Origin of the sequence: Alistipes communis, assembly GCF_006542665.1 — a bacterium.
Lineage (GTDB): Bacteria > Bacteroidota > Bacteroidia > Bacteroidales > Rikenellaceae > Alistipes > Alistipes communis.
This window is the reverse complement of the sequence record NZ_AP019735.1, coordinates 2,980,823-3,003,766: the sequence shown is the minus strand read 5'-3', so window position 1 is coordinate 3,003,766 and position 22,944 is coordinate 2,980,823. Positions and strand designations below refer to the sequence as shown.

Annotated in this window: 19 protein-coding genes; 8 read left to right on the top strand and 11 right to left on the bottom strand. The window is 61.3% G+C overall.

Annotated elements, in window-relative coordinates; all coding sequences use genetic code 11:
- Positions 1 to 119: 119 nt before the first annotated feature.
- Positions 120 to 2,015, bottom strand: coding sequence for an AMP-dependent synthetase/ligase (locus tag FMF02_RS12250; protein WP_141413342.1), 1,896 nt, complete (start codon positions 2,013 to 2,015; stop codon positions 120 to 122).
- Between the two features lie 51 nt (positions 2,016 to 2,066).
- Positions 2,067 to 3,857: a translation elongation factor 4 gene (lepA, locus tag FMF02_RS12245; protein WP_019129464.1), complete on the bottom strand. Its 1,791-nt coding sequence runs from the start codon at positions 3,855 to 3,857 to the stop codon at positions 2,067 to 2,069.
- A gap of 239 nt (positions 3,858 to 4,096) precedes the next feature.
- Between lepA and FMF02_RS12240 the strand changes: the two genes are divergently transcribed.
- From FMF02_RS12240 to FMF02_RS12230, 3 genes are read left to right on the top strand one after another with little or no spacing between them, the layout of a single operon-like run.
- On the top strand, positions 4,097 to 4,978 hold the full coding sequence (locus tag FMF02_RS12240; protein WP_141413341.1) for a UbiA-like polyprenyltransferase: 882 nt from the start codon (positions 4,097 to 4,099) through the stop codon (positions 4,976 to 4,978).
- 22 nt (positions 4,979 to 5,000) lie between these two features.
- Complete coding sequence (lysA, locus tag FMF02_RS12235; protein ID WP_026074708.1) at positions 5,001 to 6,161, top strand: diaminopimelate decarboxylase; 1,161 nt, start codon at positions 5,001 to 5,003, stop codon at positions 6,159 to 6,161.
- A gap of 7 nt (positions 6,162 to 6,168) precedes the next feature.
- Positions 6,169 to 7,068: a DMT family transporter gene (locus FMF02_RS12230; protein WP_019129467.1), complete on the top strand. Its 900-nt coding sequence runs from the start codon at positions 6,169 to 6,171 to the stop codon at positions 7,066 to 7,068.
- Positions 7,069 to 7,090: 22 nt separating this feature from the next.
- Here FMF02_RS12230 and FMF02_RS12225 read toward each other — a convergent pair whose 3' ends face one another.
- From FMF02_RS12225 to FMF02_RS12210, 4 genes are all read right to left on the bottom strand, one after another.
- Positions 7,091 to 8,002 (bottom strand): DMT family transporter, encoded by a 912-nt coding sequence (locus FMF02_RS12225; RefSeq protein WP_141413340.1) that lies wholly within the window; start codon positions 8,000 to 8,002, stop codon positions 7,091 to 7,093.
- A 100-nt stretch (positions 8,003 to 8,102) separates the two neighbouring features.
- Complete coding sequence (locus FMF02_RS12220; protein WP_141413339.1) at positions 8,103 to 8,840, bottom strand: MIP/aquaporin family protein; 738 nt, start codon at positions 8,838 to 8,840, stop codon at positions 8,103 to 8,105.
- Between the two features lie 25 nt (positions 8,841 to 8,865).
- A complete protein-coding gene (gene glpK / locus FMF02_RS12215; RefSeq protein ID WP_141413338.1) occupies positions 8,866 to 10,362 on the bottom strand; it encodes a glycerol kinase GlpK in 1,497 nt (498 codons plus the stop codon).
- 7 nt (positions 10,363 to 10,369) lie between these two features.
- On the bottom strand, positions 10,370 to 11,023 hold the full coding sequence (locus FMF02_RS12210) for a carbohydrate-binding family 9-like protein (RefSeq protein WP_141413337.1): 654 nt from the start codon (positions 11,021 to 11,023) through the stop codon (positions 10,370 to 10,372).
- A 166-nt stretch (positions 11,024 to 11,189) separates the two neighbouring features.
- Here FMF02_RS12210 and pheT point away from each other — a divergent pair, with 166 nt between their 5' ends.
- A complete protein-coding gene (gene pheT, locus FMF02_RS12205; protein WP_141413336.1) occupies positions 11,190 to 13,664 on the top strand; it encodes a phenylalanine--tRNA ligase subunit beta in 2,475 nt (824 codons plus the stop codon).
- 96 nt (positions 13,665 to 13,760) lie between these two features.
- Here pheT and mazG read toward each other — a convergent pair whose 3' ends face one another.
- Positions 13,761 to 14,543, bottom strand: coding sequence for a nucleoside triphosphate pyrophosphohydrolase (gene mazG, locus FMF02_RS12200; RefSeq protein ID WP_141413335.1), 783 nt, complete (start codon positions 14,541 to 14,543; stop codon positions 13,761 to 13,763).
- Between the two features lie 56 nt (positions 14,544 to 14,599).
- Entirely contained in the window at positions 14,600 to 15,466 is an 867-nt protein-coding gene (locus FMF02_RS12195; RefSeq protein WP_141413334.1) for an AraC family transcriptional regulator, read from the bottom strand.
- Positions 15,467 to 15,594: 128 nt separating this feature from the next.
- On the opposite strand from FMF02_RS12195, the gene FMF02_RS12190 reads away from it, so the two are divergent.
- The 4 genes from FMF02_RS12190 to FMF02_RS12175 all read left to right on the top strand — a co-directional run bounded on the left by FMF02_RS12190 (position 15,595) and on the right by FMF02_RS12175 (position 19,702).
- On the top strand, positions 15,595 to 16,221 hold the full coding sequence (locus tag FMF02_RS12190) for a nitroreductase family protein (RefSeq protein ID WP_019129476.1): 627 nt from the start codon (positions 15,595 to 15,597) through the stop codon (positions 16,219 to 16,221).
- 135 nt (positions 16,222 to 16,356) lie between these two features.
- Positions 16,357 to 16,839 carry a pyridoxamine 5'-phosphate oxidase family protein gene (locus tag FMF02_RS12185; protein WP_141413657.1) on the top strand — a complete coding sequence of 161 codons (483 nt, stop codon included), beginning with the start codon at positions 16,357 to 16,359 and terminating at the stop codon, positions 16,837 to 16,839.
- Positions 16,840 to 16,850: 11 nt separating this feature from the next.
- On the top strand, positions 16,851 to 19,016 hold the full coding sequence (locus FMF02_RS12180; protein WP_162852321.1) for a beta-N-acetylhexosaminidase: 2,166 nt from the start codon (positions 16,851 to 16,853) through the stop codon (positions 19,014 to 19,016).
- 254 nt (positions 19,017 to 19,270) lie between these two features.
- Entirely contained in the window at positions 19,271 to 19,702 is a 432-nt protein-coding gene (locus FMF02_RS12175) for a DUF4890 domain-containing protein (RefSeq protein ID WP_244611578.1), read from the top strand.
- A 116-nt stretch (positions 19,703 to 19,818) separates the two neighbouring features.
- On the opposite strand, the gene FMF02_RS12170 is transcribed toward FMF02_RS12175, so the two are convergent.
- The 3 genes from FMF02_RS12170 to FMF02_RS12160 form a co-directional block, all read right to left on the bottom strand.
- The gene (locus tag FMF02_RS12170; RefSeq protein WP_019129480.1) at positions 19,819 to 20,679 is read right to left on the bottom strand and encodes a sigma-70 family RNA polymerase sigma factor; all 861 of its coding nucleotides are present in this window, start codon (positions 20,677 to 20,679) and stop codon (positions 19,819 to 19,821) included.
- Between the two features lie 231 nt (positions 20,680 to 20,910).
- Positions 20,911 to 22,401 (bottom strand): trypsin-like peptidase domain-containing protein, encoded by a 1,491-nt coding sequence (locus tag FMF02_RS12165; RefSeq protein WP_141413333.1) that lies wholly within the window; start codon positions 22,399 to 22,401, stop codon positions 20,911 to 20,913.
- A 272-nt stretch (positions 22,402 to 22,673) separates the two neighbouring features.
- Positions 22,674 to 22,889, bottom strand: coding sequence for a hypothetical protein (locus FMF02_RS12160; RefSeq protein ID WP_019129482.1), 216 nt, complete (start codon positions 22,887 to 22,889; stop codon positions 22,674 to 22,676).
- Between the last annotated feature and the right edge of the window lie 55 nt (positions 22,890 to 22,944).

Genomic DNA, 22,944 nt, shown 5'->3' with positions numbered 1-22,944 from the left:
GACGGCTATTCCTGTTCTGGGAGCGGTCGCGCCGCCGGATCGTGTGCGGCAGGCTTCGCCGGTAAACCGAACGGGGACGAACCGCAACGATCCGTCCCCGTATTTCGGTAAGGGAGGCTTTATTCCACCAGTTTTTTCAGCGAAGCGAGGTTCTGTGCGCTGTCGGGACGTTTTCCTTCGGGAGTGTAAAGCGCATCCAGCCGGTCGCGGAAGTGCTCCTCTACCCTGCTGCGAACGACCTTCATCGTGCTGTTGACCAGTCCGTTCTGCTCGGTAAACGCTTCGTCGACGATGGCGACGGCCGACGGCAGCCAGCGGTCGGGGAATTCGCCGGCATGGACTCCACCCGCACGGAAAGCGTCGATCTCGCCTGCGACCTCCCGCGCCAATGCGGCGAGATCGTTCCCGCAGGTTTGATAACGCCGCCGCAGTTCGTCGTGGTTGGGAACGACGATGGCGACCGTGTAGGGATTCTGGTTGTTGTGGACGATGATCTGGTCGATCAGCCGCGATGCGTCGGCGATCGCCTCCTCCATGCCTTCGGGGCTGTATTTTTCGCCGTCGGAGGCGATCAGCAGGCTTTTGAAACGTCCCAGCACATAGAGGAATCCGTCGTCGGTCAGGTAGCCCATGTCGCCCGTATGGAGCCAGCCGTCGCGCACGGTGTCGGCCGTCGCTTCGGGGTTTTTCCAGTAACCGGCCATGACATTCTCGCCGCGGACGACGATTTGGCCTTTCTGACCGTGAGGAACCTCGCGACCCTCTTCGTCGAGGATGCGGCAGTCGAGCGGCTGTACCAGCGTGCCCGACGAGCCGAAGCGGCATTTGCGGGGCCGGGGCGAGTTGGTCGAGATGACGGGTGTCGCTTCCGAGAGACCGTAGCCCTGGAACATCGGCATCCCGACGGCGTAGAAGAAACGTTGCAGTTCCGCATCGAGCAGCGCTCCCCCGCCGACGAAGAAACGCAGTTCTCCGCCGAAGGCTTTGCGCACCTTGCGGAAGAGCGTGACGTCGAACAGTGCTACGACAGGTCGCAGGACGCATCGCCAGCCGCGTCCGCGGCGGTAACCGTCGCCGTTGTAGGCGTATGCCGTCTTCAACGCCAGCCGGAACAGCCCTTCGGTCATGCGGCCTTTGGCGCGGATCGACGATTCGATGCTTTTGCGGAAATTCTTGGCCAGCGCCGGAACCGACAGCAGGAAGTGCGGCCGGACTTCGCGGATGTTGACCGGTATGTTTTTGAGCGTCTCCATCGGCGTGCGGCCGATCTGCACGGTGGCCACCGTGGCGCCGCAGGCGATCATGATGTAGAATCCCACGACATGGGCGAAACAATGGTCGAGCGGCAGAATGATGAGCGTGCGGTAGTACGGCGGGATGTCGATGCGCGTGAGCGACTGCTCGACGTTGGCCGTATAGTTGCGGTGCGTGAGGATCACGCCTTTGGGATCGGCCGTCGTGCCGGAGGTGTAGGTGATCGTGGCGTAATCGTCGTTGCGGATCGCCTGCCCGATTTTCAGGAACTCCTCGCGGTGTTTTGCGAGGTAGTCGCGGCCGAGTTTTCGGAGCGTTCCGTAGGCCGTCTCCCCCGCTTCCAGCGCAATGTGGCCGAATACGACGACGAGCTCGATCTGCGGCAGTTCGGCGCGGATGCGGCGGATCTTGGGCAGCTGGTGTTTGGAGACGAAGAGCGCTTTGACTTCGGCGTGCCGCAGCCGGAAGAGCAGGTCGTTCGACTCTTCGAGCTTGACCGAGAGGGGGACGCTGACGGCTCCGGCGTAGAAAAGGCCCAGTTCGGAGATGATCCATGCGTTGCTGCCCTCGGCCAGGATGGCTACCTTGTCGCCCGGGCGGATGCCCGAGGCGGCCAGTCCCGCACCCACTTCGAGTGCCAGTTCGCGGGTTTCGGCATAGGTCGTCGGCTCGAACCTGTGGTGGCGTTTTTCGAGCAGAAATGTTTTCCCGCCGTATTTCCCGACGGAATCCTCGAAGAGATCGATGATGGTCTTTTTCATAGCGAAGGCGTGTTATGGTATCGCGCCGGCCGCGGCGGCCGGAGACGCCGGTTAGTCCATTTTCAGCACGGCGAGGAAGGCTGACTGCGGTACCTGCACCTGTCCGATCTGCCGCATCCGCTTCTTGCCCGCCTTCTGTTTTTCGAGCAGCTTGCGTTTGCGCGAGATGTCGCCGCCGTAGCACTTGGCCGTCACGTCCTTGCGCACGGCCTTCACCGTTTCGCGGGCGATGATCTTGGCGCCGATAGCCGCCTGAATGGCGATGTCGAACTGCTGGCGCGGGATCAGCTCCTTGAGCTTTTCGCACATCTTGCGGCCGAAGTCGTAGGCGTGGTCGGCGTAGATGAGCGACGAGAGCGCGTCGACCGGCTCGCCGTTGAGCAGGATGTCCAGCTTGGCCAGCTTCGAGAGTTGATAGCCCGTGCGGTGGTAGTCGAACGAGGCGTAGCCCTTCGAAATCGATTTGAGCTTGTCGTAGAAGTCGAAGACGATCTCCGACAGCGGCATGTCGAAATTGATCTCCACGCGGTCGGTGGTGATGAAGGTCTGGTTTTTCAGTACGCCGCGCTTGTCGATGCAGAGCTTGATGACATTGCCCAGAAAGTCGGCTTTGGTGATGATCTGCGCCAGGATATAGGGTTCCTCGATCTTGGCCACTTTCGTGATTTCGGGCAGTCCCGAGGGGTTGTGTACCTCCAACTCCTCGCCCGAGGTGGTGGTGATGCGGTACGAGACGTTGGGCACGGTGGTGATGACGTCCATGTCGAACTCGCGGTAGAGACGCTCCTGGATGATCTCCATGTGCAGCAGTCCGAGGAATCCGCAGCGGAAGCCGAAGCCGAGCGCCAGCGAGCTCTCCGGTTCGAAGGTCAGCGAGGCGTCGTTGAGTTGCAGCTTTTCGAGCGAGGCGCGCAAATCCTCGTACTGGTCGGCTACGACGGGATAGACGCCTGCGAAGACCATGGGCTTGACGTCCTCGAAGCCGGCGATCGCCTCGCGGCTGGGGCGCGCCACCGACGTGATGGTATCGCCGACCTTCACCTCGGCCGAGTTCTTGATGCCCGAACAGATGTAGCCCACGTCGCCCGAGCGGATCTCGTCGCGCGGCGACATTTTGAGTTTGAGCACCCCCACCTCGTCGGCGTCGTATTCAGCGCCGGTGTTGATGAATTTGACGTGCTCGCCCTTGCGGATCGAGCCGTTGAAGACACGGAAATAGGCGATGATACCCCGGAAGGGGTTGAATACCGAGTCGAAAATGAGCGCCTGCAACGGGGCGTTGTCGTCGCCCTTCGGTGCGGGGATGCGGGCGATGATGGCTTCGAGTATCTCCTCGACGCCCTGGCCCGTTTTGCCCGAAGCGAGCAGAATGTCTTCGCGCTTGCAACCGATCAGGTCGATCACCTGGTCGGTCACCTCGTCGATCATCGCCGAGTCGACGTCGATCTTGTTGAGTACGGGGATGATTTCCAGATCGTGCCCGACGGCCAGATAGAGGTTCGAAATCGTCTGTGCCTGGATGCCCTGCGTGGCGTCGACCACCAGCAGCGCCCCTTCGCACGAGGCGATCGCGCGCGACACCTCGTAGGAGAAGTCGACGTGTCCCGGCGTGTCGATCAGGTTGAGCACGTACCGCTCGCCGTCGCGCGCGGCGTATTCCATCTGGATGGCGTGGCTCTTGATGGTGATGCCCTTCTCGCGTTCGAGGTCCATGTCGTCGAGTACCTGCGATTGCATCTCGCGCTGGTTCAGGGTGTTGGTTTTTTCCAACAGCCGGTCGGCCAGCGTGCTTTTGCCGTGGTCGATGTGGGCGATGATGCAAAAATTGCGTATGTTCTTCATGTAAATCCGCTTGTTTTGTCTCTCCCGCTTCGGGGCGTGCGGGCCGGATCGCGGAACCGCGTATATCGGTTCGGTCGGGGCCGTCGCTGCGGGCGGTTTATCCACGACAAAGATACGATACGGATTTAAAATCGCCAAATGCCGGCGGTCTTTTCCGGCCTTCCGCGCGATTTTCTTCCGTCGAACGGTCGTCCGAATCGCTATTTTGCATACCTTTGCCGGAGTTAACCCTTACGGAAATGCCCCGATTTGCCGACTATATGCGTCTGGTGAAGTTCCAGCACACGATTTTCGCCATGCCCTTCGCGCTCATGGCCTTTGCCTATGCCATGTGGAAATATGCGCTGGCGGAGGTCTATCCGGTACCGCTGTGGTGGTGCGTGCCGCTGGTGCAGGTGGTGCTGTGCATGGTCTTCGCACGCAATACGGCCATGGGATTCAACCGCTGGGCCGACCGGCGCATCGATGCCGCGAATCCCCGCACGGCCGGTCGGGAGATTCCCGCCGGCGTGATCTCGCCCCGCCGGGCGCTGACGTTCGTCGCGGTCAACGCTCTGCTCTTCGTGGCGTGCGCTGCGACGATCAACCGCCTGACGGCGCTGCTGTCGCCCGTGGCGCTGGCCGTCATCATGGGTTACAGCTATTGCAAACGCTTCACCTGGGCGGCGCATCTGGTGCTGGGGCTGTCGCTCTCGATCGCGCCCGTCGGTGCCTACATCGCCCTGACGGGGCGTTTCGACTGGGAGCCGTGCGTGCTGGCGCTGCTCGTGCTGACGTGGTGCGGGGGATTCGACATCATCTATGCCTTGCAGGACGCCGACTACGACCGCGCGCACGGCCTGCACTCCATTCCCCAGCGGTTTTCGCTGCGCACGGCGCTCGCGATCAGCGTGGCGCTCCATGCGGTCAGCGTGGGCGCGCTCCTGTGGTTCGGCAGCTATTGTCCGCAGGGGGCGCTGCTGTGGACGGGCGAGGCGTTGTTCGTGGCCATTCTCGCGGCGGAACATCTGCTGGTGACCCCCTCGCGCCAGCGCAACATCGGCATCGCCTTCGGCACGCTCAACGGGTTGGCGAGTCTCACGCTGGCGCTCTTCGTGATCGCCCAATTGATTGCAGGTTAGTTAATTTAAATAGATTCGGATTATGTTAAGCAGACGTATCGCTTCCCGCTTGCGGGACATGGAGACCCCCTTCTACCTTTACGACACGGAGTTGTTGCGCCAGACGCTCGAAAGCGTGGTCAACGAGTCGAAACGGTACAACTATAAGGTGCACTACGCGATCAAGGCCAATTACGACGACCGTCTGCTTGCGATCATCCGCGAATACGGGCTGGGCGTCGACTGCGCGTCGGGCAACGAGGTGCAGAAGGCGATCGAGGCGGGTTTCGACCCGAAGAGCATCGTCTATGCCGGCGTGGGCAAGCGCGACAAGGAGCTGCGCTACGCCATCGAGCAGGAGATCATGGCGATCAACTGCGAGTCGATCGAGGAGCTGCTCGTGCTCGACGCGATGGCCGCCGAGGCGGGACGTACGGTGGAGGTCGCCCTGCGCGTCAATCCCGACATCGATCCCAAGACCAACCACTGCATCGATACGGGTCAGGCCGACAGCAAGTTCGGCATCTCCTACGAAGAGATTCTGGACAATGCCGAGCGGATCCGTTCGCTGAAACACCTGCGCATCGTGGGCGTTCACCTGCACATCGGTTCGCAGATCCGCGAACTGCACGTCTTCGAGAACATGTGCCAGAAGGTCAACGTCATCGTCGAGAACCTCGAACGGCTGGGCTTTTCGTTCCGTTTCGTCGACGTGGGCGGCGGTCTGGGCATCAACTACGACATGCCCGAAAACGAGCCGATCCCCAACTTCGCGTCGTTGTTCGCCATCGTCCACAACCATCTGCGGGTCGGCGACCGCGAGGTGCATTTCGAATTCGGCCGGTCGATCGTCGGCGAGTGCGGCGAACTCATCACGCGCGTGCTCTTCAACAAGACGACCGCCACGGGGCGCAAGTTGCTGATCGTCGACGCCTCGATGACCGAGTTGATCCGCCCCGCGCTCTACGGCTCCTACCACAACATCGAAAACATCACGGCCGAAACCGACCGCACGGACAAGTACACGGTCGTCGGCACGGCCTGCGAGTCGACCGACCGGTTCGACGAGAACGTGAGCCTGCGCCGTTCGGTGCGCGGCGACCTGCTGACGATCAAGTCGGCCGGTGCCTACGGCATGTCGATGGCGTCGCGCTACAACCTCCACGACCTGCCCGGCGCCGTCTACGGCGAAGACCTGATGTAGCCGCCCCATGTGGTTGCTGCTGGCTTTTACCTCGGCGCTGCTGCTGGGATTGTACGACGTGGCGAAGAAGCAGGCTTTGCGCGACAATGCCGTGCTGCCGGTGCTGCTGCTCAATACCCTCTTTTCGTCGCTGTTGTTCCTGCCGACGATCCTCTCGACGGCCGGCGGCTGGGGATGGTTCGACGCGACGCCCCTGCGCTGTCCTGCGGGCGATCTGCACGCTCACCTGCTCGTCGTGTTGAAATCGTGCATCGTGCTGTCTTCGTGGGTATTCGGCTATTTCGGCATCAAACATCTGCCGCTGACGATCGTCGGGCCGATCAACGCCACACGGCCGGTGATGACGCTCGTGGGGGCCATGCTGATCTTCGGCGAGCGGCTCAACGGGTATCAGTGGGTCGGCGTGGTGCTGGCCATAGGATCGCTCTTTCTGCTAAGCCGGTCGAGCCGCAGGGAAGGGGTCGATTTCCGTCACGACGTCTGGATCTACTGCATCGCCGCGGCCGCCGTGCTGGGGGCTGCGAGCGGGTTGTACGACAAGTTCATCACGCGCCGGCTCGACCCTGTCTTCGTGCAGAGCTGGTATACCTTCTATCAGTTCTGGATGATGTCCGCGGCCGTGCTGCTGATCTGGTGGCCGCGCCGGAGGCGTACGACGCCCTTCCATTGGAGCTGGGCCATTCCCTTCATTTCGCTTTTTCTGTCGGCGGCCGATCTCTGCTATCTCTATGCGTTGAGCGACTCCGAAGCGATGATTTCGGTCGTCTCGATGATCCGCCGCGGCTCGGTCGTCGTCTCGTTCGGATTCGGCGCGCTGCTCTTCCGCGAACGCAACCTGCGCGCCAAGGCGATCGATCTGGCGTTGATCCTCGTCGGTATGGTCTTCCTCTGGATCGGTTCGCGGTAGAACGGCGGAGCCGCCGGGCCTCTCAGTGCGTCCGCGAGGCGGGCGCGTCGGGATGCGCGGCGTAGGAACGCAGCACCAGCGCCACGCCCGTGAAGATCACGAGGGCGAAGATCACCGTGTCGAGGTGCAGCTTGTCCAGCCCCATTGCCACCGATATGGCGATGGCCAGCACGGGTTGCAGGTAGGTGTAGATGCTCGAAACGGTCGGCTGCACCGTTTTGAGCGCATAGTTGAGCATCAGGTTGGGCAGATAGGTCGGGACGATCAGCACGAACAAGGTCGGGAAGAGCGCATGTTGCGCGATTGCGGCGTAGTCGGTGTGGATGATCGCCCGCAGTCCGAACGGCAGCGCGACGATCGCGGCGGTGCAATAGAGCCAGCGCAGGACGGTCGTGATTCGGTATTTGGCGATCAGCCGTTTGAACCAGACCATGTAGAGCGACGTAACGCAGGCGCAGAGCAGAATCAGGATGTTGCCCCACAGGTGCGAATGGGTGTGGGCGGCCGAGATGCCCGTCAGTACGACGGCGACGGCTCCCGCCATGCCGAGCGCGAGACCGGCGACTTTGAGTTTCGTGAAGCGATCCATTCCCAACAACACCGAGACGACCAGCACGAGCAGCGGAACGATCGTGTCGATGATCGATCCGTCGATGGGCGACGTCATCGAGAGTCCGTACATGATGAAGACCTTGCGCAGCACGCCGATGAGCAGTGCGGCCCCGATCAGTCTGCGGATGTCGGTGCGCGCCACCTTTTCGGATTTCTCCCAGGCGAGCGGAATGAGTGAAAGCAGCGCCGTTGCGATCAGCGAGCCCGATACCATGGCCATCGGGTGGACGTACTCGGGCAGTACGATGTTGTAGAAGGGATAGTCCATCGCCCAAAGGATGTTGCACACCAACAGGGCGATGTGGGGTTTGAATTTGCTCATCCGGCTTGTCGTTTTCCTCCTCCGGAAACAAAAACTATGCCTGTGGAATACCTGCCCGTTCGAACACGAAAGCCGGAATCTCGATTCCGGCTTTCGTGTTTCAGGAGCGGATCATCACTTGAACTCCTGCGGCGAGCAGCGCCCCGAGCAGCGGTCCGACCGAGGCGATCCACGCATAGCGCCAGTCGCTGCCGCCCTTGTGGCGGATCGGGACCAGCGCGTGGACGATGCGCGGCGAAAGGTCGCGGGCGGGGTTGAGCGAATAGCCCGTCGTGCCGCCCAATGCGCCGCCGATGACCAGGATGACCAGCGCTACGGGAAGCGCACCGACCGATCCCAGCCCGATAGGGACGTTGCCTTCGGTCGACGAAAGGTGTCCTTCCGTGATATAGAAAATAGTGAAAATCAATACGAATGTGGCGATTATCTCGCTCAATAGATTCGATGCCGGGTTGCGGACGGCGGGGGCGGTGCAGAAAACGCCGCGAATGGTGTCGGGGTTCTCTTCCAGATCGAAATGGGGACGATAGAAGAGCCATGTGGCCAGCGCGCCCGCCGCACCGCCCAGCATCTGGGCGAGCACGTAGCCCGGCACGTCGCTCCACGGGAACTGCCCCGTCGCGGCGAAGGCCAGCGTGACCGAAGGATTGAGGTGTGCGCCGCTGTACGGACCGGCGATCACCACTCCGGTGAAGACGGCCATCGCCCAGGTGACGATGACGACGATCCACCCCGCGCCGTTGCCTTTGGTGCGGGCCAGTGAAACGTTTGCGCAGACGCCGGTGCCTAGAAGCAGCATCACGGCGGTTCCGATGAATTCGGCCAGAACAGGTGTCATGACGAGTCGTTTTTTACGGTTGTCGTTACTCTTCGATCCAATGCCGGCTGCGGCGCACGGCCTCGTGCCAGCGTTTGCGGCGTTGTTCCATGAGTGCCGGAGCGGCTTCGGGTGAGAAGGTGCGGTCGGGTTTGAGCAGGGCGCAAATTTCGTCGGTCGAATGCCAGAATCCCACCGCGAGACCGGCGAACATGGCTGCCCCCAGCGCCGTGGATTCCATGACCGAGGGGCGGATGATGCGCACGCCCGTGAGATCGGCCTGGAACTGCATCAGCAGGCTGTTGGCCACGGCACCGCCGTCGACGCGCATCTCGGTCGAGGTGTGTCCCGTATCGGCCGCCATGGCGCGTACCACGTCGTCGACCTCGAAGGCGATCGCTTCGAGCGCCGCCCGGGTGATGTGCGCGGAGGTCGTGCCGCGCGTGATGCCGACGATCGTGCCGCGGGCATAGGGGTCCCAGTAGGGAGCGCCCAGTCCCGTCAGCGCCGGTACCAGATAGACGCCGCCCGTATCTTCGACCGATGCGGCCAGCGGTTCCGAATCGGCCGACGAGGAGAAGAGTTTCAACCCGTCGCGCAGCCATTGGATGACCGAACCGCCTACGAAGACGCTTCCTTCGAGCGCATAGGTCGTCTTGCCGCCGAGCTGCCACGCCACGGTGGCCAGCAGGTTGTTGGCCGAGGCGTGGGGCCGGTCGCCCGTATTGAGCATAATGAAGCATCCCGTGCCGTAGGTCGTCTTGGCCGAGAAGGGGGCGATGCACTGCTGCCCGAAAAGCGCGGCCTGCTGGTCGCCCGCCAGCGAGGCGATCGGGATCGGCACCGGTACCTGCGGGCAGTCGGTCGTGCCGTATACGGCGCTCGTGGGTACGACTTCGGGCAGCATCGAGCGCGGGATGTCGAACAGGTCGAGCAGTTCGTCGTCCCAGTCGAGGGTGTGGATGTCGAAGAGCATCGTGCGCGAGGCGTTCGAGACGTCGGTGATGTGGAGCCGCCCGCCCGAAAGCCGCCATGCGAGCCACGAATCGACCGTGCCGAAACAGAGTTCGCCCCGCTCGGCGCGCGCGCGTGCGCCGGGTACGTTGTCGAGAATCCAGCGGATTTTGGTCGCCGAGAAGTAGGCGTCGAGAATCAATCCCGTCTTTTCGCGGATGCGCTCCGTCAGACCGCGTTCGCGCAGCACGTCGCAGTAGTCGGCCGTGCGGCGATCCTGCCACACGATCGCGTTGTAGACGGGTTCCGACGTCTGGCGGTCCCATACGACGGTCGTCTCGCGCTGGTTGGTAATGCCCAGCGCTTCGATGTCGCTCCATTCGATATCGGCCTTGTTGACGACGTTCTCCATGACGAAGGACTGCGTCGACCAGATTTCGAGCGGGTTGTGTTCGACCCATCCCGGTTGCGGGAACTGCTGGTTGAAGGGGCGCTGCGACATCGAGACGATCTCGCAGCGGGAGTTGAACAGGACGGCGCGCGAGGAGGTCGTCCCCTGGTCGAGCGCCAGAATGTACTTGGGTTTCATCGGACGTTTATTGTTTTTTCGGTTCGAAAAATACCGGTTCGAAGAACTCGGGGCGGTGGAAATCGGGCGCAGGCGTTCCGACCGGCCGCCATGAGAGGTAATGCGGGCACGAGAGGTCGTCGCCGCATTTGTAGAGGTTCATCGCACCCTGCACGCCGTCCCACCCTGCGATCCGGTCGCGGAACAGTGCGGCGGCGGGGATTGCGAGCGTCAGCGTCCAGCGGTTGTCGCCTTCGGTTTCCGGCAGCGGAGCGTGCGGATAGGTCGCGCGTCGCCGCACGGTGCGCAGCACTTCGGCGGGGGCATGTTCCGCCTGCGTGCGGTCGCGCCGGTGCCCGACGAGCAGCGTGCCGATGCAGTTGCATTCGAAGTTGTAGTAGGAGTCGCTCCCTTCGGGGCGGAAAAAGAACTCCGCGCAGGAGTCGGTCCATACGGGGCCGTTGTCGTCGAGCGTGCGGGCCGCCGTACAGCGTTCCGCGACGTCGAACCGCAGCAGCAGATCGGCGCCCGTGTGGAAGATGCGGAACCCGACTTGCGGGGCATAGGGGAAATCGGCCGGCCAGTTGTTGCAGGCGACCGTTTCGCGCACGGTGCGTGCGAAGGCCTCTTCGAGCGATGCGGGACATGCGACGTTGCAGTCGATGCGGGGGATGCGATACATGATTTTCGTTTTTGTTGGTTGAAGATAAGAAAAAAATCGGAAACTTGAAACTGCGGTAGAGAATGAATTGCTTGCAGTCGATTTTTCTGGCCGTGCCGAGCGTTTTCGCCGATTTTTTTCGTATTTTTGTCCGTTATATTTCATCGGAAAGAAAATTCGAAACGATATGAATATCTCTTACAACTGGCTGAAAAAGTACATCGCCGCCGACCTGTCGGCCGAGGCGATGGCGACTATCCTCACGGACATCGGTCTGGAGGTGGAGTCGTTCGAGAAGATCGAGACCGTGCGCGGCGGCCTGCAAGGCGTCGTCGTGGGCGAAGTGCTCTCCTGCGAGAAGCATCCCGATTCGGATCATCTGCACGTAACGACGGTCGACGTGGGCGCTCCGGAGCCCTTGCGGATCGTCTGCGGCGCCCCCAACTGCCGCAAGGGACTCAAAGTGCTCTGCGCAACGGTGGGTGCCGTGCTCTACCCCGAAGGAGGCGACGAGGCGTTCAAGATCAAGCGCAGCAAGATCCGCGGCGTGGAGTCGCTCGGAATGCTCTGCGCCGAGGACGAGCTGGGGATCGGCGCGTCGCACGACGGTATCATGGAGCTGCCCGCCGATGCGCCGGTCGGGATGCCGGCCAAGGAGTATCTGCATATCGAGGACGACTACCTGATCGGCGTCGGTCTGACGCCCAACCGCGTCGATGCAGCTTCGCATATCGGCGTGGCGCGCGATCTGGCGGCCTATCTGCGCGCTAAGGGCGATGCGGAGGCACGGGTGTTGTGGCCCGACGTGTCGGCGTTCGCGGTCGACGATCATGCGTTGGAGATCGGCGTCACGGTCGAAAATGCCGAGGCCGCACCCCGTTACACGGGAGTGACGATCACCGGCTGCAAGATCGGCCCTTCGCCCGACTGGATGCAGAACGCGCTGCGTGCGGCGGGCATTCATCCCAAAAACAATCTGGTGGACATCACCAACTACGTTCTCTTCGAGCTCGGCCAGCCGCTGCACGCCTTCGACGCCCGTAAGATCGAGGGGCGGAGGATCGTCGTGAAAACCTGCGCCGAGGGAACGCCGTTCGTGACGCTCGACGGCGTGGAGCGCAAACTGAGCGACCGCGACCTGATGATCTGTTCGGCCGAACGTCCGATGTGCATCGGCGGCGTCTTCGGCGGGCTGGCGTCGGGTGTCGGCGACGATACGACCGACATCTTCCTCGAAAGCGCCTATTTCAATCCCGTGTGGGTGCGCAAGACCGCCAAGCGGCACGGACTGAATACCGATTCGTCGTGGCGGTTCGAGCGCGGCGTCGACCCGCGTTTGCAGGTCTATGCCCTCAAACGTGCGGCGTTGCTCTTCAAGGAGCTGGCCGGCGGCCGGATTTCGAGCGACATCGTCGAGGTGAGTGCCGGCGAACCCGCCGATTTCGTCTTCGACTTCTCGCCCGCGCGGTCGAATGCCCTGATCGGAAAGGAGCTTTCCGAACAGACCTACCGCACGATCCTCGATGCGCTCGACGTGAAGATTCTCGGCGAGCGCGAGCGCGAGGGCGTGTGGCGTGTGGCGGTGCCGCCCTACCGCGTGGACGTGCAGCGCGAAGCCGATCTGGTGGAGGAGGTGCTGCGTATCTACGGATACAATAACGTCGAAATCCCGGTACAGGTGCGCTCGACGCTCTCCTATGCTGCGAAGCCCGACCGCAACCGGCTGATGAATCTTGCGGCCGACTACCTGACGGCGGGCGGTTTCACCGAGATCATGTCCAATTCGCTCACCAAAGAGTCCTATTACGAAGGGCTGACCTCCTACCCCGCCGCCCGTTGCGTGCGGATTCTCAATCCGTTGAGCGCCGACCTGAACGTGATGCGGCAGACGTTGCTGTTCAATACGATGGAGGCCGTGCAGCTCAACGCCAACCGGCGCAACGGCAACCTCAGACTCTACGAATTCGGCAATTGCTATTTCTACGACGAGGCGGCACGCGATGCGGAAAAGCCGCTTTCGGCCTACTCCGAACAGTACCGGCTGGCGATCGCCGTGACGGGTGCCGCCGTGCCGCAGTCGTGGAACGCCAAACCGCAGGCGTCGTCGTTCTTCACGTTGCGCGCCGTGGCGGAGAAGTTGCTGCGCCGCTTCGGGCTGGATATTTACGCCCTGAAATGCGAGCCGCTGCAAAGCGACCTCTTCGGCGACGGCATTTCGCTGTCGGCGGGCAACGGCAGGGAGCTGTTGCAAATGGGTGTCGTGGCGCCGCGGATCCGCCGTGCGTTCGACCTTAAACAGGAGGTCTACTATTTGGAGATGAATTTCGATGCGCTCGTGAAATCCACGCGCAAGCACCGCATCGCTTTCGAGGAGTTGTCGAAATTCCCGGAGGTGAAGCGCGACCTGGCGCTGCTGGTCGACCGGCAGGTGACCTTCGCGCAGTTGCGCGCCATTGCACTGGCCACGGAGCGCAAGTTGCTGAAAAGCGTCTCGCTGTTCGATGTCTACGAAGGCGACAAGTTGCCCGAAGGCAAGAAATCCTATGCGTTGAGTTTCGTGTTGGAGGACAAGAGCCAAACGTTGACCGACAAGGCCATCGAGCGGGTGATGAACAACTTGCAGGCGCAGTTCGAACGGCAGGCCGGTGCCGTCGTGCGGTAGTGCCGGGCGGAGCGAAAAATCGGTGCGGGAAGAAGAATTCCCGCACCGATTTTTCGTATCGGAGCATCCGTTCGGGAGAACGGAAACGGGTCGCTTTTACCGCTCCTCCTGCTTGGCTTTCTGCCAGAGCGCTTCCTGTTCGTCGGGCGTCAGATCGGAGAGCATACGCCCCTGTCCGGCGGCGGCTTCCTCCATCGCGGTGAAGCGGCGGATGAACTTGCGGTTGGTGCGTTCGAGTGCGGCTTCGGGATCGACTCCGTAGAGCCGGCAGGCGTTGACCAGCGCGAAGAAGAGGTCGCCGAACTCCCCTTCCATCGCTTCGTGATCGCCGCGGCGCATTTCGGTCTCGACTTCCGCCGTCTCTTCGCGGACTTTCGCCCAGACATCTTCGCGTCGCTCCCAGTCGAATCCCGCACCGGCGGCCTTTTCGCCGATGCGCAGCGCCTTGACCATCGCCGGCAGACTGACGGGAACTCCACCCAGCGTACCGCTGCGACGGTTTTTCTTGCGAAGTTTGAGCGCCTCCCAGTTGCGTTTCACGTCGTCGGGCGTGCCGGCGTGGATGTCGCCGTAGACGTGCGGATGACGGTAGATCAGCTTGTCGCACAGGCCGTCGACCACATCCGCATAGTCGAACGCTCCGGCTTCGGCGCCCAGTTTCGAGTAGAAGACGATATGCAGCATCAGGTCGCCCAGCTCCTCGCGGATGCCCTCCATGTTGCGGTCGAGAATGGCGTCGGCCAGTTCGTAGGTCTCCTCGATCGTGTTGCCGCGCAGCGTCTCGAAGGTCTGCTTGCGGTCCCACGGGCACTTTGCGCGCAATTCGTCCATGATCTTCAACAGTCGCAGCGTTGCCGCGGCACGTTTGTCCTGTTCCATTGGCAATAATCGTTTTCGAATGCAAAGGTAGGGTTTTTCACCGGAAAACAGGACAGTCAAGGGCTTTTTATCGATTCTGCGTTCCTGTACGCTTTGGGAGACATGCGTTTGGCCTTTTTGAACATGCGGTTGAAATGCGGAACGTCGTTGAACCCGACCAGGTAGCAGATCTCCGACACTTGCTTCTGCGAATGTTTCAGCAGTTCGCAAGCCGTGTTCAAACGGTATTGCGTGACGAACTGCGAAAAGGTCATTCCCTTGCACCGTTTGAAATACGAACAGAACGCCGAACGGTTCATTCCCACTTCCGCAGCGATCTCCTTCAAGGAGATGGCGTGGACATAGTGCGCCATGACGTATGCCGCGATCTGCTGCATCCGCCTCACGTCCCGCTCGATGCGCATCGGCCGACCGGCGAACGTGTGATCCGGCGACGTGAAAACGGTCGGCAGCAGGCGGAGCATCGCGCTCAGGCGCTCCAATTCGTCCATGCCGGTCATCTCGGATAGCAGTTTGCGGATGATGCGGGAGCTTTCCGGCCCGAATTTCAACGCATCGGTCGGGAAAGGGATGCCGGCCAACCGGTTCCGTACTTCGGGAAACGCCTCCATACACCGCTTCACCAGCGAGTGGTCGAACGCAGCCATCAGATAGCGGATCCGCCCGTCGGTATCCGCCGACTCGGGCGCATACTCCCACCGGTGAAGCATGGACGGAGGTATCAACGCTACGTCGCCGGCCGTAAAGGGCTGGCATGTGTCGCCCGCCGTCCGGCTGCCGTATCCGTGAACGACGTAATACAACTCCCATGCATCGTGTCGATGCAATTTTGCTTCGGTACGGGTTTCGACTCGCTGGTCTATGAAGAAGAACGAGTGGTTTTCCGCTTCGGGTAATTCGTAGGGAATGGCCGTGTCTTCCATGAAAACTCTGATTTGCCTGATTGCAAATATATGACAAATATATGAAACGAATGCACAAATCGACAACAATAGACGGGCGTAACTTTGTATCCGTAAACAAAAGTCGGAACTTAAAAATATTTGTTGTCATGGAATTTTATGAGGTATTGGAGAGAAGAAGAACCATTCGTGACTTTTCCGATAAAATCGTCACGGACGAAGTGCTGGAAAAAATTCTGTCGGCGGCTTTCAAGGCTCCGACCAACGACCATTTGCGGCAGTTCGAGTTCATTGTCGTGCGCGGGAGGGAGAACATCGCACGGCTCGTAGCGCCGGTAACGGAAAATACCCGAAATATCCAGCAAGCAGGGTTGGAGGCGGCCGAAGCGATGGATGAGGACGAACGCGCCATGTTCGTCGATGCTTTGCCCAAACAGCGGCGGATGCTCATCGAGAGCGACTGCCTCGTACTGCCGTTTTTCCGGCAGAAGGATTGCCCGCTGTGCAGGCCGACGGATCAAAGTTCGCTCAACTATTTCGCCTCGGCGTGGGCGGCGGTCGAAAATATCCTGCTGGCGGCGACGGCTGAGGGGCTGTCGTGCGCGTTCCGGATTCCCATCGGCAACGAGCCGGAACATGTGAAACGGCTCGTAGGCGCTCCCGAGGAATACGAATTCACCTGTTTCCTCGCTGTCGGTTATGCCGCTGAAAATGCACACGTGTGCAGGCAGAAAGAGATCAGGACGGCAGATAGGATTCACCGGAACGTCTGGTAGTCCTCCTGACCGGATGCCGCGGCCGCCCTTCCCGCTGTGGCCGGCCCGTCTGTCGGAATACCGGGTGAAAGCGTGGGGCGATTTTGCATTTTTTCCCGGGAAAAGGTTATCTTTGTCAACCGAAAGATGCGAACGATGCCTTACGACAACTCCGCCGTCCGGCGACAGGACCGACTGCTCGACGAAGCGCGTGCCCGCGAACTGCTCGCGGGCAGCCGGTTCGGTGTCCTGTCGCTCGTCGATGGCGATGGCGCTTACGGAATCCCCGTCAACTACGTGTGGGACGGCGACGACTCGCTCTACGTCCATTGTGCGCCCGACGGGCGCAAGCTCCGCTGCATCGACCGCCGTGACAGGGTGTCGTTCTGCGTCGTGGGGGCTACGGAGGTGTGTCCGGCGCAGTTCACGACGGCTTACGAGAGCATCGTGCTCGACTGCCGCGCCCGCCGCGGCCTGCCGCCCGGGGAGCGCATGAGGGCGCTGGAACTGCTGTTGGAGAAGTACTCCCCTGCCCATAAGACGACGGGGCTGCGGTATGCCGAAGCGTCGTTCGCACGTACCGAGATCGTCCGGCTCGACGTCGTGGCGTGGAGCGGAAAAACGAAACGAGTTCACTAATCCTTGACAGAATGAAATTACGACCACTCTTTATCCTGCTTGCGGCGTTGACGCTGAGCGCGACCGTCCGTTCGGCGCCCGGGACGTTGATTCCGCGGCCGCAGGAGGCGACCCGTCTCGACGGGCAATTCGTGTTTACGACGGGTATTCCCGTCGTCTATGCTTCGGGTCTGGAACCGCTGGCGGAGTACATCGCCGACTACATTCCCTTGCAGCGGCTCGACGACCGCACCTGGACGGCGGGGGCTGCGCTGCGGCTCTCGCTCGACGGGACGATGGACGACGAATCCTATCGGCTGACCGTGACGCCCCAAGGGGTGCAGGTCGTCGGGGCCGACTACGGAGGCGTTTTCAACGGCCTCCAAACCCTGCTGCAACTCTTGCCGCCGGAGGTTTATACGGGGCAGGCCACCCTGCCGCTGACCGTCGACGCCTGTCGCATTGAGGATGCGCCGCGCTTCCATTACCGCGGCATGATGCTCGACGTGGTTCGCACGTGGATGGACGCCGATCGCGTGAAGCGCCATATCGACCTGCTCTCTCACTTGAAAATCAACAAGCTGCATTTGCTCTTGTCGAATGACGAAGGGTGGCGGTTGGAGATCAAGTCGCATCCCGAACTCACCGAGATCGGGGCCTGGCGCGGCGGCGATTCGCCCGTGATGCCCGTCTACGGCAAATGGGACGAGAAATACGGCGGGTTCTATACGCAGGACGAGATGCGCGACCTGATCCGTTATGCCGCCGTGCGCAACGTGGAGATCATCCCCGAGCTCGACCTGCCGGGGCACAGCCGCAACTTCGCGCGCGTGCATCCCGAGATTCTCTGCGACTATACCCCCGACCTGCGTCCGACGGCCGGTTACGACTACCGCTCGGTGTGGTGCGCTTCGCGCGAGGAGAACTACCGGCTGCTGGCCGATATTCTGGGCGAGCTGGCGGCGCTCTTCCCGTCGGAGTACCTCCATATCGGCGGCGACGAGGTCGACATGAGCCAATGGGAGAAGTGTCCGAACTGTCGGGCACTCATGGCGCGCGAGGGAATGGCCGACGGACATGCGCTGGAACAGTACTTTCTGGGAAGGCTGACCCGCATTCTCGAAGCCAACGGCAAGCGTCCCGCCGTGTGGAACGAGGCGATCGAGGGCGGGGAGCTGGCCCGCAGCACCCGTGTCCACGGCTGGGAGAGCGTCAAGGCTTGCCTCGATGCCACGACGGCGGGCTACCGTACGGTGGTGATGCCCGGCCAGTATTTCTATTTCGACATGCGCCAGTCGCCCCATGAGGACGGGCACGACTGGGCGGCGATTTTCGACGTGCGCAAGACCTATTCGTTCGATTTCGCCCGCTGCGGATTCACGCCGGCGCAGGAGGCCAACGTACTGGGTGTCGAAGGGGCCTTTTTCAGCGAACTGTACGTTTCGCACAATCCCGAAACACCCGATTATCTCGACTACATGACCTTTCCGCGCGCCTGCGCGTTGGCCGAACTGGGTTGGAGCGAAGGGGTGCGCGAGTGGACGGAGTTTTACCGCCGTCTGCGGTCGCACTACGATCGCATGGGGGCGCAGGGCATTCGCTTCCGCCTGATGCCGCCCCGTGTGAGCTACAAGGGCGGCGTGTTGACCGCTGCTGTCGACGACGATTCGCAACTGACCTTCACCGTCGACGGCGCGCAGCCGCAGCCTTACACCGGTCCGATTCGGACGGAGCGTCCCGAACTTTACCTTTTCCGCAGCAGCTACCGCAGCGGCCGCAGTCCGGAGGTGGGCGCACCGGCCTATTACCGCACGCTGAAACCTGCTGTGAAGATCACCACGTCGATGGGTGAGAGCAAGCAGTTCCCCTACGCACGTGCCGAGGAGTACCGCGGTATCGCCCGCACGGCGCGCACTTGCCGGAAGGGCGACTGGATCCGTTACGATTTCGCCGAGCCGCTCGCGTGCCGCGAACTGGCGGTGCGTACGGGCAACCTGCAACTGCCCCGTTTCACCTTCACGACGGGATACGTCGAATCGAGTGCCGACGGCGAGACGTTCGAGCGCGTCGGCGAGTTGGAGAAAGGCGGGCTGACGATTCGCCGGCCGTCGAAGCCGATCCGTGCGATCCGCGTCGTCTCGACCTGCGAAGGCAACGGCTGCCCCTTCGTGACGGTGCAGTCGCCCGTCGTCAAGTGAACGAAGAGGCGCGTCGTCGTTTCGGCGGGAATCCAGCAACGGATTCCCGCCGCTTTTTTGCGGCCGTCCGTCCGCGCCGGAGCGATCGGCGGCCGGTTCGCCCCGCCTCGGAGGCGGTTGATCCCGCAGTTTTGCCGTTTGGGCCGCCCCGCGGTCCGTATCGTGCGGCTTCGTCCTATCTTTGCTATCGGAATGTTCCGCAGACCGGATTCGGCTCCGGTCGGAGCGATGTATAATTTTAACTATTTACGACGATGAAAAAGATGATGACGGCCGTCATGGCCCTTTTGCTGATGGCGGGGACGAGTGCGTTCGCGCAGGAGAACAAGTCGGTGGCGCCTCCCCGGGAGCGTCCGACGACCGAACAGCTGGCACGCAAGGCGACCGACCGGATGACCGCACAGTTGAAACTGACCGAAAAGCAGGCCGAACAGGCCTATGAGGCTATGCTCGAACGGCTGCAAGCGGATGAAGCGCTGCGCGAGCAGGCGCGTGCGGCCAAAATGAAGGAGGCCGAGGCGATGAAATCGATCCTTTCCACCGAGCAGTTCATGCGCTGGTCGCAGATGCAGAGTCGTCTGGGACGCGGTCACGCTCCGCGGGTCGGGAAGAAAGCGCACGCGAAAGGGCCGGAGTGCCGACCCGAATGCGGCGAGGCGCCGAAGGTTCGCCGCGAAAAGAAATAGTCGCACGGCGAGGACCGAAGGATCGGGCGGGATCCTTCGGCCGGAAAAGACCTGCGGCTGCAAGATCGAATCTTGCAGCCGCAGGTCTTTCATGCGGGCAACCGCTGTACGGGAAGTTATCCCAGATAGGATTTCAACAGTTTGCTGCGCGACGAGTGGCGCAGACGGCGGATGGCCTTTTCCTTGATCTGGCGGACGCGTTCGCGCGTGAGGTCGAACTTCTCGCCGATCTCTTCGAGCGTCATTTCCGAACAGCCGATGCCGAAGAAATATTTGATGATGTCGCGTTCGCGCTCGGTGAGCGTCTCCAACGCCCGATCGACTTCGGTCGAGAGTGATTCGCTGATCAGTCCGCGGTCGGCGTTGGGCGAGTCGGGATTGACCAGCACGTCGAGCAGCGAGTTGTCCTCGCCGTCGGCGAACGGCGCGTCGACCGAAACGTGGCGGCCCGCCACACGCAGCGTGTCGGTCACCTTCTCGCGCGGCAGATCCAGTTCCGTGGCCAGTTCTTCGGGCGACGGCGTGCGTTCGTGCTCCTGCTCGAAACGGGCGAACGCCTTGTTGATCTTGTTGAGCGATCCGACCTGATTGAGCGGCAGACGCACGATACGCGACTGTTCGGCCAACGCTTGAAGGATCGACTGGCGAATCCACCACACGGCGTAGGAGATGAATTTGAAACCGCGCGTCTCGTCGAACTTCTCGGCGGCCTTGATCAGGCCGAGGTTCCCTTCGTTGATCAGGTCGGGCAGGCTGAGTCCCTGGTTCTGGTACTGCTTGGCTACCGAGACCACGAAACGCAGGTTGGCCTTGGTCAGCTTTTCGAGCGCTTCCTGATCGCCTTTGCGGATTCGTTGGGCCAGTTCCACCTCTTCCTCCACCGTGATGAGCTCCTCCTTGCCGATCTCCTGCAAATATTTGTCGAGCGAGGCGCTCTCGCGGTTGGTGATGGATTTTGTAATTTTTAATTGACGCATACTCTAACTAAACCTAATAATACTAATTCGTTCTTCCGTTTCACACGACGCGGGGAGAAGCCTCGTACTCCTCCCCGGCAAATCGTCGTTATGGAAAACCCGTCGGGTTTCCGGGACCCTCTCTTCACTCACTCTCTCTCTTTTCCCGAAATCCCGACAGGCGTGTAACCGAATCTTCCTGCGAGGCGGTCGTTCGCGCACGGCGTGCGCGGACGGTTCGGCCTCTTCGGATTATTCGACCAGCATGTAGCTGGCCGCACGGCCGTTGGGATAGATACCGTCGATCGACGTTATCTTGTCGCTCATGCGCTCCATGTCGCTGAGCGAGTAGACGGGACGATCGTTGATGTGCGTGATGACGAAACCCTCTTTCACTCGCGCCCTGGCCAGAATTCCGTTCGATTTGATGCCTACAACCTGCACGCCGCCCTTGATCTCCAACTCCTGGCAGAGCTTCGTGCCGGCATCGCGGAACTTGCCTCCCAGAGCGGCGGTCACATCGACCGCTTCGCGGGTGATTAACTCCGTTTTACCAGCCTTATTACGCAGGGTCACATCAAAAAGTTTCACTGCCCCGTCTCTTTTTACCGTAATTTTTACCTTATCGTTGGGGCGGTGCTTCGCGATTTGCTCCTGTACGGCCGAGGCATTGTCGATTTTTACGCCGTCGATGGCTACGATCACGTCACCCTTGCGGATGCCTGCCGCCGAAGCCGCACCGTCCTCCGAGACGGTCGCAACGTAGACGCCGCCCAACTCCTTGATGCCGGTCTCTTTGCCCATCTGGTCGATAAAGTCCTGATCGATATAGCGATAGGAGATGCCCAGCAGGGCCCGCTGCACGACGCCGTACTCTTTCAGGTCGACGACGACCTTCTTGACGATCGATTCGGGAATGGCGAACGAATAGCCGATGTAGCTTCCCGTCTGCGATTTGATGAGCGTGTTGATGCCCACCAGCTCACCGCGCGTGTTGACCAGTGCGCCGCCCGAATTGCCCGGATTGACCGCCGCGTCGGTCTGGATGAACGACTCGATGCGGAACTGGTCGGGAATCACGTCGAGCTGACGCGCCTTGGCGCTCACGATCCCTGCCGTGATGGTCGATTGCAAGTCGAACGGCGAGCCGATCGCCAGCACCCACTCGCCCAGCCGCAGCCCCTCGGAGTTGCCGAACGGGATGGTCGGGAGATCCTTGCCCTCGACCTTGATGAGCGCCACGTCCGTCGTGGGGTCGGTGCCGATCACCTTGGCGTCGAACTTGCGGCCGTCGTTGAGCTTCACGCGCAGCTTCGTGGCGTCTTCGATCACGTGGTTGTTCGTCACGATATATCCGTCGTCGGAGATGATGACGCCCGAACCGCCGGCACGGCGCTCCTGCGTCTGCGGCTGGCCGCCGCGGCGGCCGTAGCCCTGCGGAATGCCGAAGAATTCGAAGAAGGGGTCGTAGGCGCCTCCGCCGTAGCCCGACGAGACGTCGACCTGCTGGATCGCTTCGATGTTCACGACCGCTTTGACCGCATTCTCGGCCGCATAGGTCAGATCGGGATATTTATCGGCTTCGTAGGCCGTAAAGTGCGAACCGAGGGCGGGCGTACGTTCGACCTCGCGTTCGATATATTCGATTTTGTCGGTGTGCGAGCGGTCTACCGTCCACACCGTTACGCCGCTCGTGACGGCCGAAACTGCAATCATTCCTAAAAATAAAAGAGTCTTTTTCATCGCTTCTGAAAATTACGTTAAACTTTTAGGCGAATTCTATCATGGGCAAATTCCTTCGTTTCCAAATTCTGACATACTAACGTGCCTTGCCGTGAAATATTTTATCGCCGGTTGAAAAAACGCGCATGGGATATACAGGACGGGGCCTCTGCCGGGAGGGGCGGGATTGTCCGCGTCCGTGCGGGATGTTCTGGAAAAGGCGCCGCTTAGTGTGGCGATGCGGCCGACGCCGTGGTGCGGGAACGGTTTCCGGCGTCTGCTTTCGGGGGGCGTCACTCCCCCGGTGCGTGCGTATACCCCTCCTCGTCGTAGACGGGACGGTCGTCTTCGCCGATTTCGCCGATTCCGTCGGGGATGCGGTCGTCCGCAGCGATTTCGGAGTCCCACAGATTTTGGTCGACCAGTGTCTCGTCGCGTTCGTTGCCGGCATAGCCGTTGTTGTCCGTGGAGAAAACGGTGCGGTCGGTCGGCAGCTTGATTTTTCTCATGTCGTTGCTTGTTTAAGGTTCGTCGTTTCGCCGCAAGAATGGTACCATGCACCCT